Source organism: Streptomyces lusitanus, assembly GCF_042647945.1.
Classification (GTDB): domain Bacteria; phylum Actinomycetota; class Actinomycetes; order Streptomycetales; family Streptomycetaceae; genus Streptomyces; species Streptomyces pseudogriseolus.
Genome location: NZ_JBHRWL010000015.1, coordinates 227,564 through 242,755, shown reverse-complemented (window position 1 = coordinate 242,755; position 15,192 = coordinate 227,564). Strand labels below are relative to the sequence as shown.

Annotated in this window: 13 protein-coding genes and 1 pseudogene; 8 read left to right on the top strand and 6 right to left on the bottom strand. The window is 72.5% G+C overall.

The features are described from left to right. Positions 1 to 198 precede the first annotated feature (198 nt). The 3 genes from ACFOSY_RS21885 to ACFOSY_RS21875 all read left to right on the top strand — a co-directional run bounded on the left by ACFOSY_RS21885 (position 199) and on the right by ACFOSY_RS21875 (position 2,334). Positions 199 to 1,512, top strand: coding sequence for a DUF6986 family protein (locus ACFOSY_RS21885; protein ID WP_394309476.1), 1,314 nt, complete (start codon positions 199 to 201; stop codon positions 1,510 to 1,512). Positions 1,513 to 1,597: 85 nt separating this feature from the next. After that, entirely contained in the window at positions 1,598 to 2,095 is a 498-nt protein-coding gene (locus ACFOSY_RS21880) for a DUF2975 domain-containing protein (protein WP_394309475.1), read from the top strand. Then, positions 2,095 to 2,334 carry a helix-turn-helix domain-containing protein gene (locus tag ACFOSY_RS21875; RefSeq protein ID WP_394309474.1) on the top strand — a complete coding sequence of 80 codons (240 nt, stop codon included), beginning with the start codon at positions 2,095 to 2,097 and terminating at the stop codon, positions 2,332 to 2,334. Before ACFOSY_RS21880 ends, ACFOSY_RS21875 begins: the two co-directional genes overlap by 1 nt. Positions 2,335 to 2,379: 45 nt before the next feature. On the opposite strand, the gene ACFOSY_RS21870 is transcribed toward ACFOSY_RS21875, so the two are convergent. Both ACFOSY_RS21870 and ACFOSY_RS21865 read right to left on the bottom strand, forming a co-directional pair. Continuing rightward, positions 2,380 to 3,162, bottom strand: coding sequence for a hypothetical protein (locus ACFOSY_RS21870; RefSeq protein WP_394309473.1), 783 nt, complete (start codon positions 3,160 to 3,162; stop codon positions 2,380 to 2,382). Between the two features lie 8 nt (positions 3,163 to 3,170). Continuing rightward, positions 3,171 to 4,271 carry a LacI family DNA-binding transcriptional regulator gene (locus tag ACFOSY_RS21865; protein WP_394309472.1) on the bottom strand — a complete coding sequence of 367 codons (1,101 nt, stop codon included), beginning with the start codon at positions 4,269 to 4,271 and terminating at the stop codon, positions 3,171 to 3,173. A gap of 206 nt (positions 4,272 to 4,477) precedes the next feature. On the opposite strand from ACFOSY_RS21865, the gene ACFOSY_RS21860 reads away from it, so the two are divergent. The 4 genes and pseudogenes from ACFOSY_RS21860 to ACFOSY_RS21845 form a co-directional block, all read left to right on the top strand. Next, entirely contained in the window at positions 4,478 to 5,431 is a 954-nt protein-coding gene (locus ACFOSY_RS21860; RefSeq protein ID WP_394309471.1) for an ROK family protein, read from the top strand. A gap of 817 nt (positions 5,432 to 6,248) precedes the next feature. Further along, on the top strand, positions 6,249 to 6,446 hold the full coding sequence (locus tag ACFOSY_RS21855) for a hypothetical protein (RefSeq protein ID WP_394309469.1): 198 nt from the start codon (positions 6,249 to 6,251) through the stop codon (positions 6,444 to 6,446). Positions 6,447 to 6,591: 145 nt separating this feature from the next. Further along, the gene (locus ACFOSY_RS21850) at positions 6,592 to 7,632 is read left to right on the top strand and encodes an NUDIX hydrolase (RefSeq protein ID WP_394309467.1); all 1,041 of its coding nucleotides are present in this window, start codon (positions 6,592 to 6,594) and stop codon (positions 7,630 to 7,632) included. 184 nt (positions 7,633 to 7,816) lie between these two features. After that, a pseudogene (locus ACFOSY_RS21845) lies at positions 7,817 to 10,148 on the top strand (Tn3 family transposase); the annotation flags it as partial. A gap of 176 nt (positions 10,149 to 10,324) precedes the next feature. Here the strand turns inward: ACFOSY_RS21845 and ACFOSY_RS21840 are convergent. The 4 genes from ACFOSY_RS21840 to ACFOSY_RS21825 form a co-directional block, all read right to left on the bottom strand. After that, positions 10,325 to 11,026, bottom strand: a complete 702-nt coding sequence (locus tag ACFOSY_RS21840; RefSeq protein ID WP_394309466.1) for a flavodoxin — start codon at positions 11,024 to 11,026, stop codon at positions 10,325 to 10,327. A 96-nt stretch (positions 11,027 to 11,122) separates the two neighbouring features. Next, entirely contained in the window at positions 11,123 to 11,974 is an 852-nt protein-coding gene (locus tag ACFOSY_RS21835; RefSeq protein ID WP_394309464.1) for an aldo/keto reductase, read from the bottom strand. Between the two features lie 34 nt (positions 11,975 to 12,008). After that, positions 12,009 to 13,037 carry a zinc-binding dehydrogenase gene (locus ACFOSY_RS21830; protein WP_394309462.1) on the bottom strand — a complete coding sequence of 343 codons (1,029 nt, stop codon included), beginning with the start codon at positions 13,035 to 13,037 and terminating at the stop codon, positions 12,009 to 12,011. 48 nt (positions 13,038 to 13,085) lie between these two features. Next, on the bottom strand, positions 13,086 to 14,063 hold the full coding sequence (locus tag ACFOSY_RS21825; RefSeq protein ID WP_394309460.1) for an aldo/keto reductase: 978 nt from the start codon (positions 14,061 to 14,063) through the stop codon (positions 13,086 to 13,088). Positions 14,064 to 14,279: 216 nt separating this feature from the next. On the opposite strand from ACFOSY_RS21825, the gene ACFOSY_RS21820 reads away from it, so the two are divergent. Then, complete coding sequence (locus ACFOSY_RS21820) at positions 14,280 to 15,176, top strand: helix-turn-helix transcriptional regulator (protein WP_394309458.1); 897 nt, start codon at positions 14,280 to 14,282, stop codon at positions 15,174 to 15,176. Positions 15,177 to 15,192 lie beyond the last annotated feature (16 nt).

Here is a 15,192-nt window from a genome sequence, read left to right as displayed (position 1 = left end):
CCGCGACCGCACCGGTCGCGGGGGCCTCGCCGTGTCTTCCGGGCGCCCGCCCGGGTCCGGTGGCGGGGCGGCCCTGCCCGGGGGACGGTGTTGACCGGCACGGAGACCGCCGGATACCGTCCTTCAACATATTGTTGAATCTGCGTGTCGCGGTAACGCGACGGCGGGATCAGGGTCGCGGACGTCCGGGAGGGTGGCATGGGCCAGGGGCAGCAGGAGCGGGTGCCGACGAGTGTCGCGGGCGCCGTCGCCGAGGAGATCGGCGCCTCCCTCGCACCGGTCGACGCCGAGCTGGAACGCCTGTACCCCGGCGATCCCGGGACCCGGCAGCCCGTCCACACCGTCTACGTCCCCGGCGACCGGTTCACCGCCGGCACCGTCCGGGACTGGGGCGACCAGGCCCTCGCCGCACTGGACGAACACGCCCCCGACGCCGCGTTCTTCGGCGCCGTCCTCGGCCTCGACGGCGCCCTCGCCGAGGACGTGTACGCCCGGGTGCGCGCCAAGCTGGAGCGCGAACCGGTCGAGGACCTGCGCATCGACTTCGAGGACGGCTACGGCCACCGCCCCGACGCCGAGGAGGACGAGACCGCCGCCCGCGCCGCCCGCCTGGTCGCCGAGGCCTCCGCGCACGGAACGGCGGCCACAGCGGCGCCCTGGACCGGCATCCGTATGAAGTGCATGGAGGCGGCCGTACGCGACCGCGGCATCCGCACCCTCGACATCTTCCTCACCGGCCTGATGCGGGCCGGCGGACTGCCCGCCGGACTCGTCCTCACCCTCCCCAAGGTCACCTACGCCGAGCAGGTCTCCGCCATGGCCCGGCTGCTCGGCGCCTTCGAGAAGACCTGGGGGCTCGAACCCGGACGCATCGGCTTCGAGATCCAGATCGAGACCAGCCAGTCCATCCTGGCCGCCGACGGCACCGCCACCGTCGCCCGCATGATCCAGGCCGCCGACGGCCGCGCCACCGGACTGCACTACGGCACCTTCGACTACAGCGCCTGTCTCGGCGTCCCGGCCGCCCACCAGTCCGCCGACCATCCCGCCGCCGACCACGCCAAGGCCGTCATGCAGGTCGCCGCCGCCGGCACCGGGGTGCGGCTCTCGGACGGCTCCACCAACGTCCTCCCGGTCGGCCCCACCGAGCAGGTCCACGCCGCCTGGCGGCTGCACCACGGCCTCGTCCGCCGCGCCCTCGCCCGCGCCTACTACCAGGGCTGGGACATGCACCCCGGTCACCTGCCCACCCGCTACGCCGCCGTCTTCGCCTTCTACCGCGAGGGGTTCGAACAGGCCGCCGCCCGGCTCGCCCGGTACGCCGAGCGGACCGAGGGCGACGTGATGGACGAGCCCGCCACCGCGAAGGCCCTCGCCGGGTACCTGCTGCGGGGCCTGGACTGCGGAGCCCTGGACGACGCGGAGGTGTCCCGCGCGAGCGGGCTGACACGGGCCGGGCTCGAGGCGTACGCCTCGCCCCGGCGCGGGGGACTGACCGTCTCGGCCCCGTGACGGGCGGACGCCACCCGCACCGCGCGATTGCGTTGCCTATCGAAAATCGATAGATTCCCATCGTGCTTCGAGTGAAGGAGAGGCGATGGGACACGTGACCGTGCTCGCGCTGCGCGCGGTGATCGCGGTGCTGCTGGCGGGCTCCCTGGCGGTGCAGACGGTGATGGTGCCGCTGCTGGCGAGCGACCTGGACGGGCTGGACGAGCAGTACGCCTACCTGCGGACCCCGCTCCTGGTCATCGTGGTCCTCACCGTGCTGGCGGCCCAGACCGTGCTGATCTGCGTCTGGCGGCTGGTGACCATGGCCCGGCGCGGCACCGTCTTCTCCTACGCCGCCTTCCGCTACGTCCACGTCGTCATCGGCGCGTTCGTCGCCGCGGCCCTGCTGGTCTTCGCGCTCGGCGCGCTGCTGGCGCCGGGGGAGGCCGTCGCGCCCGGCGTGGTGCTGCTGGTGGGCGGGGTCGGCCTGGCGATCGGGGGCATCGCGCTCGTCGTCCTCGTCCTGCGGATGCTGCTGGCCCAGGCCGTGGCACGGGAACTGGAGGCGTCGCGGATGCGGGCCGAGCTGGCCGAGGTGATCTGATGCCGATCGCCGTCGACATCGACGTGATGCTCGCCCGGCGCAAGATGTCCGTGGGGGAACTCGCCGAACGTGTGGGCATCACCCCGGCGAACCTGGCCGTCCTGAAGAACGGCCGGGCGAAGGCGGTCCGCTTCACCACCCTCGCCGCGCTGTGCGAGGTGCTGGAGTGCCAGCCGGGCGACCTCCTGCGCCACGAGCCGGACCATGCCGTGGCGGAGCCGGCGACGAACTCGGCGTAGCGCTGGGGCGGAGCGGGCGCCCGCGGCTTTGTCGGCGCGGGGGCGCTACGTCCCTGCCCCGTCCGCGGAACCGGTCCCTGCGGACGTCACGTACCGCTCCAGGCCCCCGGACGTCACCAACCCCTCCTCCGCGAACAGCCGCGTCCCCTTCTCGCACAGCGCGCGGTCCGCGCGGGCGCGGGAGGTGAACTCCTCCGGCGTCGTGCCGAACAGGGCCCGCAGGCGGGGGAGTGTCGCCAGGAGGCCGGTCAGCAGGGGGCGCTGGCCCGGGTGGGTGCGGGGGGCGCCGGTGCCGTCGTGGAGGACGCCACGGCGATTGACGTAGGCGTAGGCGCCCGGGAGCGTGCTGCCGTCGGGGAGTTCGACGCGGACGTCCGGCGCCGGCAGCCAGGCGCGGCGGAAGTTGCCGCGCGGCAGCGGAACGCCCTCGCTCGCGTCGATCACCGTGAGCTGCCGCGCGTCCAGCCAGAGCACGAACAGCTCGCTCACCCGCCCCGGCGTCGCCACCGGGGAGTTGGAGACGTAGCCCATGCGGCTCACGTGCGCCGAGACGCCGATGCCGACGCCCGCCACCCGGGCCCGCACCATGGGAAGCGGGGAGGTGGTCCCCGACTCGGCCAGCTTGTGGCGCAGCTGCCCGGGGCAGGCGTTGGAGCCGATCGAGATCACCGGCACCCGGTCCTCGAACGCCCACCGGTCCAGCGGCAGCAGCCGGTCCCCGTCGAGCAGCCCCGACTCCCGCGGCCAGGCGCCCGGATACTCCAGCGGATGCTCACGCGGCACCACGTCCAGTCCCAGCGTCCGCAGCGTACGGTCCTCCACCGGCACCGCCCGCCTCAGTCCGCCGGGGGCAGCTCGCCCGAGCCCCGGGTGATCAGCCGGGTCGGCAGCTCGATGCGCTCCGGGGCGATCAGCGTGCCGTCGAGCTGGCGGAACAGCCGCTCGGCGGCGGTCCGGCCGAGGGCGGCGGCGTCCTGCGCGACGACCGTGACGCCGGGCTGGAGCAGATCGGCCAGCTCGATGTCGTCGAAGCCGACGAGCGCGACCGGGCGGGCGTGCTCGGCCAGCACCCGGATCACCGTCACCGTCACCCGGTTGTTGCCGGTGAAGATCGCGGTGACCGGCTCGGGGCCGGTGAGCATCTCCCGCGCCGCCCGCCGCACCCGATCGGGGTCCGTGACGCCCAGCGACATCCACCCTTCCGCCACCGGTATCCCCGCGTCCTCCATGGCCGTGCGGTAGCCGCGCAGCCGCTCGGCCGCCGTGTGGATGCGGGGCATGTCGCCGATGAAGCCGATCCTTCGGTGCCCGTGCGCGATCAGGTGGCGCACGCCGTCGCGCGCGCCGCCGAAGTTGTCCGACACCACCACGTCCGCGTCGATGTGCCCGGCGGGCCGGTCCACGAACACCGTGGCGACCCCGGCCTTGAGTTCCGGCTCGAGATAGCGGTGGTCGTCGCCGGCCGGGATCACCACCAGGCCGTCCACCCGGCGGGCGCACAGCGCCAGCACCAGTTCCTGCTCGCGGTCCGCGTCCTCCGCGCTCGACCCGTTGATCAGCAGCGCGCCGTGCGCCCGGGCCACCTCTTCCACGGCCCGGCTCAGCGGACCGTAGAACGGGTCCGCGAGGTCCTCCAGGACCAGGCCGATGCTGGCGGTACGTCCCTTGCGCAGCACCCGCGCGCTGTCGTTGCGGCGGAAGCCGAGCGCGTCGATCGCCTCCTGCACCCGCCGCTCGGTCTCCGGCGTCACGCCCGGCTCGCCGTTCACCACCCGGGAGACCGTCTTCAGGCCCACTCCGGCGCGGGCGGCCACGTCCTTCATCGTCGGACGGTTGCCGTATCGGGTCCCCGGGAAGCGGTCGGTGCGGCGGGTCGTCTCCGGCACGATGCGGTGTCCTGTCCTGTCGGCCACGGCCACGGGGATGCGTGAGCCCATGGGCTTGTATGAGGATGTGGCGTCGAGCATAGAGCCTGGACAACGTTGTCAGCCTCGGGGGACACTGTCCGACGCACACTCCGGCCCGCACCTGACCGCTCGACCGGGCCGTTGCCCGTGCGCATGTGTTGCCTCCTGGTCGCGCATGGCCGTTCCCAGCGTGTTCCTTGATTGTTTCCGATGGTTGACGGGGAGATCCGACTCTGATGCACACCGACCTCGTGGCTGCGCTCGACATCGGCGGCACCAAGATCGCCGGCGCGCTGGTGGACTGTGAGGGCCGGATCCAGGCCCGGGCCCAGCGGCCGACCCCCGCGCGGGAGGACGGCGACACGGTCATGGGGGCCGTCGAGGCGGTGATCGGCGACCTCACCGCGTCCCCCCTGTGGGAGCGCGCCGGCGCGGTCGGCATCGGCAGCGCGGGGCCCGTCGACGCCTCCACCGGCACGGTGAGCCCCGTCAACGTCCCCGGCTGGCGCGACTACCCGCTGGTCGCCGGGGTACGGGACGCGGCCGGCGGCCTGCCCGTCGAACTGATCGGCGACGGGGTCGCCATCACGGCCGCCGAACACTGGCAGGGCGCCGCCCGCGGCCACGACAACGCGCTGTGCATGGTGGTCTCCACCGGCGTCGGCGGCGGCCTGGTGCTCGGCGGGCGCCTGCACCCCGGACCCACCGGCAACGCCGGGCACATCGGCCACATCAGCGTGGACCTCGACGGCGACCCGTGCCCGTGCGGGGCACGCGGCTGCGTGGAGCGGATCGCGAGCGGGCCCAACATCGCCCGGCGGGCACGGGACAACGGCTGGCGGCCCGGCCCGGACGGCGACACCTCCGCCGCGGCGGTCGCCGCCGCGGCCCGCGCCGGCGACCCGGTCGCCGTGGCCTCCTTCGAACGGGCGGCCAGGGCCCTCGCCGCGGGCATCGCGGCCACCGCGACGCTCGTCGAGATCGACATCGCGGTGATCGGCGGCGGCGTGGGCAAGGCGGGCGAGGTGCTCTTTGCTCCGCTGCGGAAGGCGCTCACCGAGTACGCCACGCTGTCCTTCGTGCAACGCCTCGCGGTGGTCCCGGCCCAGATGGGCACCGACGCGGGCCTGGTGGGTGCGGCCGCGGCGGCACTGTTCAGCCGGACGGACCCGGCGGTGGCGGGGGTGTGAGGCGCGCGGCCGGGTTCGCGGGAGCCCGGCCGCGGGACTGATGCGAGCGGGGGCTTGGGACCTGTGTGAGTTCGGGCGGGCCGGTGCGGGGGCTGGCCGGCCTTGTCGGACTTCGGCAGGGACTCGTCCCGTTGCGGCCCTTGGCTCGTCCGAGCCTGGCGGGGGAGTCGTTCTGGCGGGGCGGTGACTCGATCGAGCCGGGCGGGTGACTTGGTCGAGTGGGTCGGGGGCTGGTCCGAGTCGGCCGGGCCTCGTGTGGGTGGGGCCGGAGCTTTGCCGGCGGCGGCGCTGTTCAGCCGGACGGATCCGGCTGTCGTGTGTGCAGGGGCTGTGAGCGAGCCCGGCCGGGGCTGGTCCTGGCCCGAGCACGGGACTCGTCCGATTCGTGCGGGCTGGTTCGAGGTGTGGCCGGAGCCTTGGCCGGGACTGGGGTGAGACCCGTACCGTCCTGGTCCACTGGCTCCTTCGAGCCCCGGCTCGGCCGAGTCGTCCATCCGCCTCGGCAGAGTCACCGCCAGCCCCGGCGAGGGCACGTGCGAGCCTGGCCGTGGCTCCATCCGCATCCGGGCGGGCGCGGGTGCGTGTTCGGCCGGCGGCGCACGTCCAGTACGGCCGGGTGTCACGCGACGGCCGGGTGTCACGCGAGCGAGGCCAGGGTCTCGTCCGACCCGGGGACGGCATTCGGCCCGAGCCGGGCCAAGGGCCGGCCGGTCTGCGGAGGACGCGTCCGAGCCCGGTCAGGCACGGGCCGAGTCTCGCCGGGGACCCGGCCGAAGCCGGGCGTGACCCCGCGCGGCGTTTCGCCGTTGTGCCGGGCATGAAGAAGCGCAGCATGCTCGCCATCGCCTCCCTCGCCACCGGTTTCGTCGTCGCGGCCGTCACCCCGTCGCACGCGCTCACCGACACCCCCGCCCTCGGCACGCTCGACGTCGAGGACACGCTCAGCTCCCTCGACCGCACGGTCGCCGAGAACAACACGCTGGAGCTGGACATCGACCGGGACGGCACGGCCTGACGGGCCCCTCGAAGCGTCGACGGCGGCGTCGGCACCCCTCCACGACGGGGCGCCGGCGCCGCCGTCACGTGTTCTCCGCCGGATCTGGTTTCCGTGGCAGGGTGGAACGGGCAAGCCACAGGGGGCCAACGGAAGAGGGGGAAACGTGATCGTCTGGGTCAACGGCGCGTTCGGTGCGGGAAAGACCACCACCGCGCACGAACTGATCGAGCTGATCCCGAACAGCACGCTCTTCGACCCCGAAGTCATCGGCGGAGCACTGGAACGGCTGCTCCCGCCCAAACGCCTCGCCGAGGTCGGCGACTTCCAGGACCTCCCGATCTGGCGACGCCTCGTGATCGACACGGCGGCCGCGATGCTCGCCGAGCTCGGCGGGACCCTCGTGGTCCCCATGACCCTGCTGCGCCAGGAGTACCGCGACGAGATCTTCGGCGGGCTCGCCGCCCGGCGCATACCGGTGAAACATGTCCTCCTCGCCCCGGCGGAAACGATCCTGCGCGAGCGCATAGCCGCCCGCGAGGTTCCGGCGGACTCCCCCGACGGGGAGATACGCGTCCGGCAATGGTCGTACGACCACATCGAGCCGTACAAGGCCGCCCTCGCCGCCTGGCTGACCGCCGACGCCTATCCGATCGACAGCGGCTGTCTCACCCCGCGCGACACCGCCCGCCGCATCGCGGAGGCGGTCGGCAGCGGGGAGGTGTCCGCCTGCGACATCGTGCAGACGCCCGAGCCCACCGCCGAGACCGTCGCCGCGGGGGTGCTGCTCTTCGACGAGCAGGACCGGGTGCTGCTCGTCGACCCGACCTACAAGGCCGGCTGGGAGTTCCCCGGCGGGGTCGTGGAACGCGGTGAGGCCCCGGCGCGGGCCGGCATGCGGGAGGTCGCGGAGGAGACCGGCATACGGCTCGACGACGTGCCGGCCCTCCTGGTCGTCGACTGGGAGCCGCCCGCGCCGCCTGCCTACGGCGGACTCCGGCTGCTGTTCGACGGCGGCCGCCTCGACTCCGCGGACGCCGGGCGGATGCTGCTGCCCGGCCCCGAACTGCGCGCCTGGCGCTTCGCCTCCGAGGCGGAGGCGGCCGACCTGCTGCCGCCGGTCCGTTACGAACGCCTGCGGCGCGCGTTGCGGGCCCGTGAGCGCGGCCGGGCGATGTATCTGGAGGGCGGGGTGCCGGTGGGGTGAGGTGCGGGTGTCAGGGGGTGCCTCAGGGCTCGCCCGGCGCGTACTCGCCTTGTGGATGGTCCGGTTCGCCGCCGCTTCCGAGGCCCCGCGACCTTCCACGCCCCAGGCTCCGCCCCGCCGCCTACGGGTGTGAGTAGTTGGCGTACAGGAAATCCCGGTGAGAACGATCATGGTCGGCTAGCACATGGCGGGCCCGTACGGCGGCCGAGCGGCGCCTGTCGAGGCGGTGGCCCGTGCTGCGTGCCGGGCCGATCCGGCGCTCGCGCCGGCGCTGGCCGGGCTGCTGGCGGTGCCGGAGGGCAAACGAATCTCGGAACTGGAGCGGCTGCGCACACCGCGCGTGAAGTCGACGGGTACGGCGATGGTCCGCGCGATGGAGCGGGTGGAGGAGATCTCCTCGTTCGCGCGCGGGCGGGTGAATCTGTCGCGGGTGCCGGTGAACCGGCTGTCCGCGCTGGCCCGGTACGGGCAGTTGAGCAAGGCGCAGACGATTGAGCGGGCGCCGGAGCCGCGGCGGACCGCGCTGCTGACGGCGGTGGTGCGCCAGCTGGAGGCGCGGGCGGTCGACGACGCGCTCGACCTGTTCGCGGTGCTGATGGCGAACCGGCTGATCAGCCCGGCCCGGCGGGCGTCGGACCGCGAGCGCCTGGCGATGCTGCCGCAGCTGGAGAAGACGGCCCGGATCCTGGCGAAGGCGTCGAAGATCCTTACCGAGGAGCTGGACCTGGTCGCCGAGCACGAGGCGGACCTGGACGTCGCCGCGCTGTGGGCGGCGGTTGAGGAGGCCGTGCCGCGTATGGCGGTGGCCGGGGCGGTGGCGACCGTCGAGGCCCTGGTGCCCGAGGACGACGGGTCGGCGGAGGCGGTGATGCGGGAGAAGCTGGCCCTGCGCTACAACACCGTGCGCCCGTTCCTGTCCCTGCTGGGCGAGTCCGACGCGCTGGGCGCGGCCCAGGCCGGGCGGCGCGTCCTCAAGGCCGTGCGGCGCCTGCCCGCGCTCTCCCGGCGCCGGGTCAAGGACCGGCCGCTACTGCCCCGCGAGGTCGACGCCGAGCTGGTGCCGGCGATGTGGAAGCGCGCGGTGTTCTCCAACGCCAAGTTGCCGCAGGGCGCGGTCGACCGCGACGCGTACGTGGTGTGCGTCCTGGAGCAGCTGCACCGCGCCCTGAACCGGCGCGATGTGTTCGCCTCCCCGTCGAACCGGTGGGCGGACCCGCGCGCCCGGCTGCTGGACGGGCCGCGGTGGGAGGCGATGCGCGCGGACGTGCTCGCGGTCCTGTCCCTGACCGAGGACGCCGAGGAGCACCTGGCCCAGCTCACCCGGGGGCTCGATGCGGCGTGGCGGCAGATGGCCGACCGCCTGGAGGAGGCCGGCGCCGACGCGAAGGTGGAGATCGTCGTCCCCGAGGGCGGCGGACGCGCCCGCCTGTCGGTGGACAAGCTCGGCGCGGTGGGCGAGCCGGAGTCGCTGACCTGGCTCAAGGCCACCACGAAGGCGATGCTCCCGAGGATCGACCTGCCGGACCTGCTGTTCGAGGTCCACTCCTGGACTTCGTTCCTCGACGCCTTCGGGCACGTCTCCGAGCGGCGCACCCGCATGGAGGGCCTGCTCGTCTCCCTGGTCGCGCTGCTGGTGGCGGAGAGCTGCAACATCGGCCTGACCCCGGTCATCGACCCGGAGAACAAGGCACTGACCCGCTCGCGGCTGTCACACGTCGACCAGAACTACCTGCGCGCCGACACCATCGCCGCGGCGAACGCTGCCCTCACTGACCTGGCTCAAAGCCTTCAATGACCAGGTCGCGGGGATCGGCGCGATGGTCGTACGGGGCGCCCCGCGCGACAGCCTCTACACGCTGGACACGCTGCTGAACCTCGACGGCGGGGTGAAGCCGGAGATGGTCGCGACCGACAATGCCTCGTACTCCGACATGGCCTTCGGCCTGTACAAGATGCTCGGCTTCCGCTTCGCCCCGCGCTTCCGCGATCTCTCGGACCAGAGGTTCTGGCGGGCCGACCTGCCCGACGGCCAGGCGCCGGCCGCCGGGTACGGGCCGCTGGAGGCTGTCGCCTGCAACAAGGTGAATCTCAAGCGGGTCGCCACGCACTGGCCGGACATGCTCCGCGTCGCCGGGTCGCTCATCACCAACCAGGTCCGGGCCTACGACCTGCTGCGGATGTTCGGCCGCGAGGGCCACCCGACCCCGCTCGGCGCCGCGTTCGCCGAGTACGGCCGGATCGACAAGACCATGCACCTGCTCGCGCTGGTCGACCCGGTCGACGACACCTACCGCCGGCTGATGAACCGGCAGCTGACCGTGCAGGAGTCCCGCCACCGCCTGGCCCGCGCGATCTGCCACGGCGGCCGCGGCCAGATCCGCCAGGCGTACCGCGAGGGACAGGAGGACCAGCTCGCCGCCCTCGGCCTGGTCCTCAACGCCGTCGTCCTGTGGAACACCCGCTACCTGGACGCCGCCGTCGCCCAGCTCCGCGCCGAGGGCCACGGCATCAAAGACGAGGACGTCGCCCGCCTCTCCCCGCTCAAGGACCGGCACATCAACTTCCTGGGCCGCTACCTGTTCACATCAAGGCCAGCGGCCCCGGCCAGGGCCTGCGCCCCCTCCGCGACCCGGATGCGTCCGAGGACGGTGACGAGGACGGCGAGCAGCCGTGACGTACCCGGCAGGAACCGTCACCGGGTGGGCAGCCCGATGCGTCGCAGCCATGCCTCGACTTCGGTGTCGCCGTCCTTGACCTTTTCACCGCGTACCGCGAGGCCCTCGGCGATGGTTGCGGCGGGGCAGGAGGCGGCGTAGTCGCGTTCGGTGGTGCCCAGGCCGCTCATGGCGTAGGTGGTGACCGGGTGGACGGTCTTGCCGCGGAAGTCGAGGGCTTCGGTGAACGTCGTCATGATCATGGGTGCTCGGACGTTCCAGATGGGGCTGGCCAGGAGGATGATGTCGTAGCCGTCGAGGGAGGGCAGGCGGCCCTCGATGGCCGGGCGGGCATCGGTGTCCTGCTCGCGGACGTTGCGCTTCACGGTCGCGTCGTAGTCGCGCGAGTAGGGGTCGGCGGCCTGGATGCGATAGGTGTCGCAGGCGATACGGTCGGCGATCTTGTTGGCGAGCACCTCGGTGTTGCCGACCTTCAGGTCGGTGCGGTCGCCGTAGTAGTAGTTCTCGCCCGGACGGGAAAAGTAGGCCAGCAGGACTCGTTTCACGTTGCTTCCGCTCGTCGTGGCGGGCTGAGAGGCGGTGGGGGTGCCGGACCTCGGTGAGGACGGTGAGCAGCCCGCGAGGTGGGTCGCGCTCAAAGCGGCGGTTGCGGTCAGCAGCGCGCCGCGCAGAACGGTGCGCCGGCCCGGCAGGGCGCCGTGGTGCTGCGGCAGGATCATGGTGGGCGGCTCCCGGTGAAACCGTGGAAGCCGGGCGGGTGCCCCGGGCATTCGCTTGAGGGCACACGCGGCCGGCGAGGGCGGTGGGCGAGGCGTTCAGCTGTCCAGACGGCGTCCGGCGAGCCAGGTGACCATCTCGGGGTCGTGGTGGTCGAAGAACAGGGAGCTGCCGGTGTCGAGGGTGGCGATCTGGGCCATCTGCTCGTCGGTGAGCTGGAAGTCGAAGACGTCGATGTTCTCGGCCATGCGCTCGGCGCGGACGGACTTGGGGATGGCGATGACGCCGCGCTGGGTGAGCCAGCGCAGGACGACCTGGGCGACGGACTTGCCGTACTCCTTGCCGATCTCGGCGAGCAGAGGGTTGGTGAACAGGTCGTTCTTTCCTTCGGCGAAGCCGCCCCAGGACTGGATCTGCACCCCGTGCTCGCGCATGAGGTCCTGGTAGTCGGCGCGCTGGAAGAAGGGGTGGGTCTCGATCTGGTTGACCTGCGGGGCGATCTCGTTGTTGATGATCAGGTCGATCAGCCGGTCGGGATAGAAGTTGGCGACACCGATCGCCTTCGCGAGGCCCTCGCGGTTGAGGGCCTCCATGGCGCGCCACTGGCCGTAGACGTCGCCGAAGGGCTGGTGCATCAGGTACAGGTCGAGGTGGTCCAGGCCCAGCTTGGTCAGGGACGTCTCGAACGCGCGGCGGGTGTTGTCCTGGGCGGGGGCGTCCTGGACCCACAGCTTGGTGGTGACGAACAGCTCCTCGCGCGGGATGCCGCTGGACTTGATGGCGCGGCCTACGGCTTCTTCGTTGCCATAGGCGGCGGCGGTGTCCAGCAGCCGGTAGCCGGCGGTCAGGGCCGCGGAGACGGCGCGCTCGGTGTCCTCGGCGGGGATCTGGTAGACGCCGAAGCCGAGGAGCGGCATCTCGACGCCGTTGTTGAGGGTGACGGTCTGCATGAGCGGGATGTCCTTCACTGTGCGCGGCGGGTGGTCAGGGGCGGATGAGGGCCTTGAGGACCTGGCGGTCGGCCATGGCCCGGTAGGCGTCCGGCGTCCGGCCGAGGGTGAATTCCTGGTCGAAGACACGGCCTGGGGTGATGGTGCTGTCCAGGACGTCGGGCAGCAGTTCCGGGATGTAGGCGCGGGCGGGGCTGGCGCCGCCGGTCAGGGTGATGTTGCGCATGAACTCGGCCGGGCCGATCGGGCCCTGCTCGTACTGGGGGACGCCCAGGCGGCTGATGGTGCCGCCGTCCAGGACCGAGCCCAGTGCGGTGTCGAGGGCCTGGCGGGTGCCGACGGCCTCGATGACCTTGTCCACGCCGCCGGTCAGCTCGCGGATCCGGGTGATGCCCTCCTCGCCGCGCTCGGCGACCACGTCCGTGGCGCCGAACTCGCGGCCCAGACCGGTGCGGGCCTCGTGGCGGCCGGCGAGTACGATCCGCTCGGCGCCGAGCCGCTTGGCGGCGATCACCGCGCACAGGCCGACCGCGCCGTCCCCGACGACCAGTACCGCATCCCCGCGGCCGACGCCGGCGGTGACGGCGCCGTGGTGGCCGGTGGTCATCACGTCCGAGAGCGCCAGCAGCGACGGCAGCAGCGCGGAGTCGGCGGCCACCGGCAGCTTCACCAGGGTGCCGTCCGCGTACGGGACGCGGACGGCTTCGCCCTGCCCGCCGTCCACGCCGTCGAAGCCGTACCGGCCGCCGTTGCGGCACGAGATGTGCAGGCCCTTGATGCAGTAGTCGCAGGTGTTGTCGCTGTAGGTGAACGGGGCGACGACCAGGTCACCGGTCTTCAGGCCGGTCACGTCCGCGCCGGTGTCCTCGACGATGCCGAGGAACTCGTGGCCCATGGGACGGCCGGTGCCGGTGGCGGGCATTGAGGCGTAGGGCCACAGGTCACTGCCGCACACGCAAGAGGCGACGACGCGGACCACGGCGTCAGTGGGATGGACGATCTTCGGGTCGGGCCGGTCCTCGACGCGGACGTCATCGGCTCCGTACATCACTGCTGCACGCATCAGGGGTTGCTGCTCCAAACGGGGGTCGTACGGGGTGGCGCGGAGGAATCAACGTTCGAGCATCCGGGCCTGGGCCTCGGTGTGGGTGTCGCCGGCGGCGGGCGGCAGGCTGGAGAGCCGCTCCAGCTGCTCGGCAGTCAGCGTGACCGTGTCGGCGGCCGCGTTCTCCTCGACCCGGGCCACGTGCTTGGTGCCGGGGATGGGGGCGATGTCGTCGCCCTGGGCGAGGAGCCAGGCCAGCGCCACCTGCCCGGGCGTGGCACCGACCTCGTCGGCCAGGGCCTTGACCTCGTCGGCCAGCGCCAGGTTGCGCTGGAAGTTCTCACCCGTGAAGCGCGGGTTGTCGCGGCGGAAGTCGTTCTCGTCGAACTGGTCAGTGGAGCGCACCGTGCCCGTGAGCATCCCGCGGCCCAGCGGGGAGAACGGGACCAGGCCGATGTTCAGCTCCCGCAGGACGGGGAGCACGCGCTCTTCGATTCCCCGGGTGAACAGGGAGTACTCGGACTGCACCGCGGTGACGGGCTGGACGGCGTGGGCGCGGCGGATGGTGTCCGGACCGGCCTCGGAGAGGCCGAAGGCGCGGACCTTGCCCTCGGCGATCAGTTCGCCCACGGCGCCGGCGGTCTCCTCGATCGGCGTGTTCGGATCGACGCGGTGCTGGTAGTACAGGTCGATGTGGTCGGTGCCCAGCCGCTTCAGGGAGCCCTCGACCGCGGTGCGGATGTTGGCCGGGCCGGAGTCCAGGTTCCACGCACCGTCGCCGGCGTGGGAGACCAGGCCGAACTTGGTGGCCAGCACCACCTTGTCCCGGCGGCCCTTCAGCGCCCGCCCGAGCAGTTCCTCGTTGGTGTAGGGACCGTAGATCTCCGCGGTGTCGATGAGCGTGACGCCCAGCTCCAGCGCTCGGTGCACGGTTCGGATCGACTCCGCGTCATCGGTGCCGGAGCCGGTGTAGCCGTGGGACATGCCCATCGCACCCAGACCGATTCGGGAAACCTCCAGCTCACGCAGCTTGATGTACCGCATCTCGTCCTCTTCCGATCAAGGTGTCGCCTGCTCTCCCACTCTTGCCCGGCCCGGCAGGCCGTGCCCGCCGAAGTCCGGGCGGGAGCGAAGAGGCGGCGTCTTCCTCATTCACCTTCGCCCGGATTGCTCGGGTGTGGCAGGGCGGGCTCTTCGGGGGTAACGACAGGGCCCCCCTCCCGCCCGCGCAGCGGGTGCCCGGTGGGTGAGACTGGAGTCATGACTTCGACGAGCGCGCACAGCGAGGGCACCGAGCTGGGCCGCTTCCTGCGCGCCCGCCGCACCCAGACCAGTCCCCAGCACGTGGGTCTCACCGTCGGCGCCGGTATCCGCCGCACCCCCGGTCTGCGCAGGGAGGAGCTGGCCACTCTCGCCGGTATCAGCATCGACTACTACGTGCGTCTGGAACGCGGCAAGGAGACCCGCCCCAGTCCTGCCGTCCTCGACTCGCTCGCCCGCGCTCTGCACATGGACGACCAGGAACACCAGCACCTGCGTGAGCTCGCCGCGCGGGCCGCCCGCTACGTCTCCGAGCCGCCGCCGGCCCCGAGCCGCACCGTGCGCCCCCACCTGAAGCTGCTGCTGGAGTCACTGCGCCCGAACCCGGCCTACCTCATCAGCCGCAGCATGGACATGCTGGCCTGGAATCCCGGCGGCCTCGCCCTGTACGCGGGACTGGAGGACTGGCCGGCCAAGCACCGCAACCTGGCCCGCTACCTCTTCCTCCACCCGGCGTCGCGGAACCTGTTCCCGGACTGGGACCGGCAGATCACCGCCTGCGTCGCCCGGCTGCGCGCCGTCGCCGGGACCGCTCCCGACGCCCCGGACCTGACCAACCTCGTCGGCGAGCTCCTCCTCAAGAGCCCCGACTTCGCCCGGTTGTGGGAACGCTACGAGGTCACCGGCCGCAAGCCCGCACAGAAGACCTTCCAGCACCCCCGCGTCGGCACCGTCACGCTCATCTCCCAGTCCATGGAGCTGGAAGGCACCCCCGGACAGCGCATCGGCGTCTACACCGCCGAACCCGGCACCCCCGACCACGACGCCCTGCTCCTGCTCGACATGACCGCGCAAGCAGCAGCGCCCCAACGGGAAGTCCCGCACGCATCATCCTGACCGCCGTTCTCACAAA

Coding starts and splice junctions, on each gene's coding strand:
- ACFOSY_RS21885 (WP_394309476.1), top strand. CDS start 199: ATGGGCCAGGGGCAGCAGGAGCGGGTGCCGACGAGTGTCGCGGGCGCC.
- ACFOSY_RS21880 (WP_394309475.1), top strand. CDS start 1,598: ATGGGACACGTGACCGTGCTCGCGCTGCGCGCGGTGATCGCGGTGCTG.
- ACFOSY_RS21875 (WP_394309474.1), top strand. CDS start 2,095: ATGCCGATCGCCGTCGACATCGACGTGATGCTCGCCCGGCGCAAGATG.
- ACFOSY_RS21865 (WP_394309472.1), bottom strand. CDS start 4,271: ATGGGCTCACGCATCCCCGTGGCCGTGGCCGACAGGACAGGACACCGC.
- ACFOSY_RS21860 (WP_394309471.1), top strand. CDS start 4,478: ATGCACACCGACCTCGTGGCTGCGCTCGACATCGGCGGCACCAAGATC.
- ACFOSY_RS21855 (WP_394309469.1), top strand. CDS start 6,249: ATGAAGAAGCGCAGCATGCTCGCCATCGCCTCCCTCGCCACCGGTTTC.
- ACFOSY_RS21840 (WP_394309466.1), bottom strand. CDS start 11,026: ATGATCCTGCCGCAGCACCACGGCGCCCTGCCGGGCCGGCGCACCGTT.
- ACFOSY_RS21835 (WP_394309464.1), bottom strand. CDS start 11,974: ATGCAGACCGTCACCCTCAACAACGGCGTCGAGATGCCGCTCCTCGGC.
- ACFOSY_RS21830 (WP_394309462.1), bottom strand. CDS start 13,037: ATGCGTGCAGCAGTGATGTACGGAGCCGATGACGTCCGCGTCGAGGAC.
- ACFOSY_RS21825 (WP_394309460.1), bottom strand. CDS start 14,063: ATGCGGTACATCAAGCTGCGTGAGCTGGAGGTTTCCCGAATCGGTCTG.
- ACFOSY_RS21820 (WP_394309458.1), top strand. CDS start 14,280: ATGACTTCGACGAGCGCGCACAGCGAGGGCACCGAGCTGGGCCGCTTC.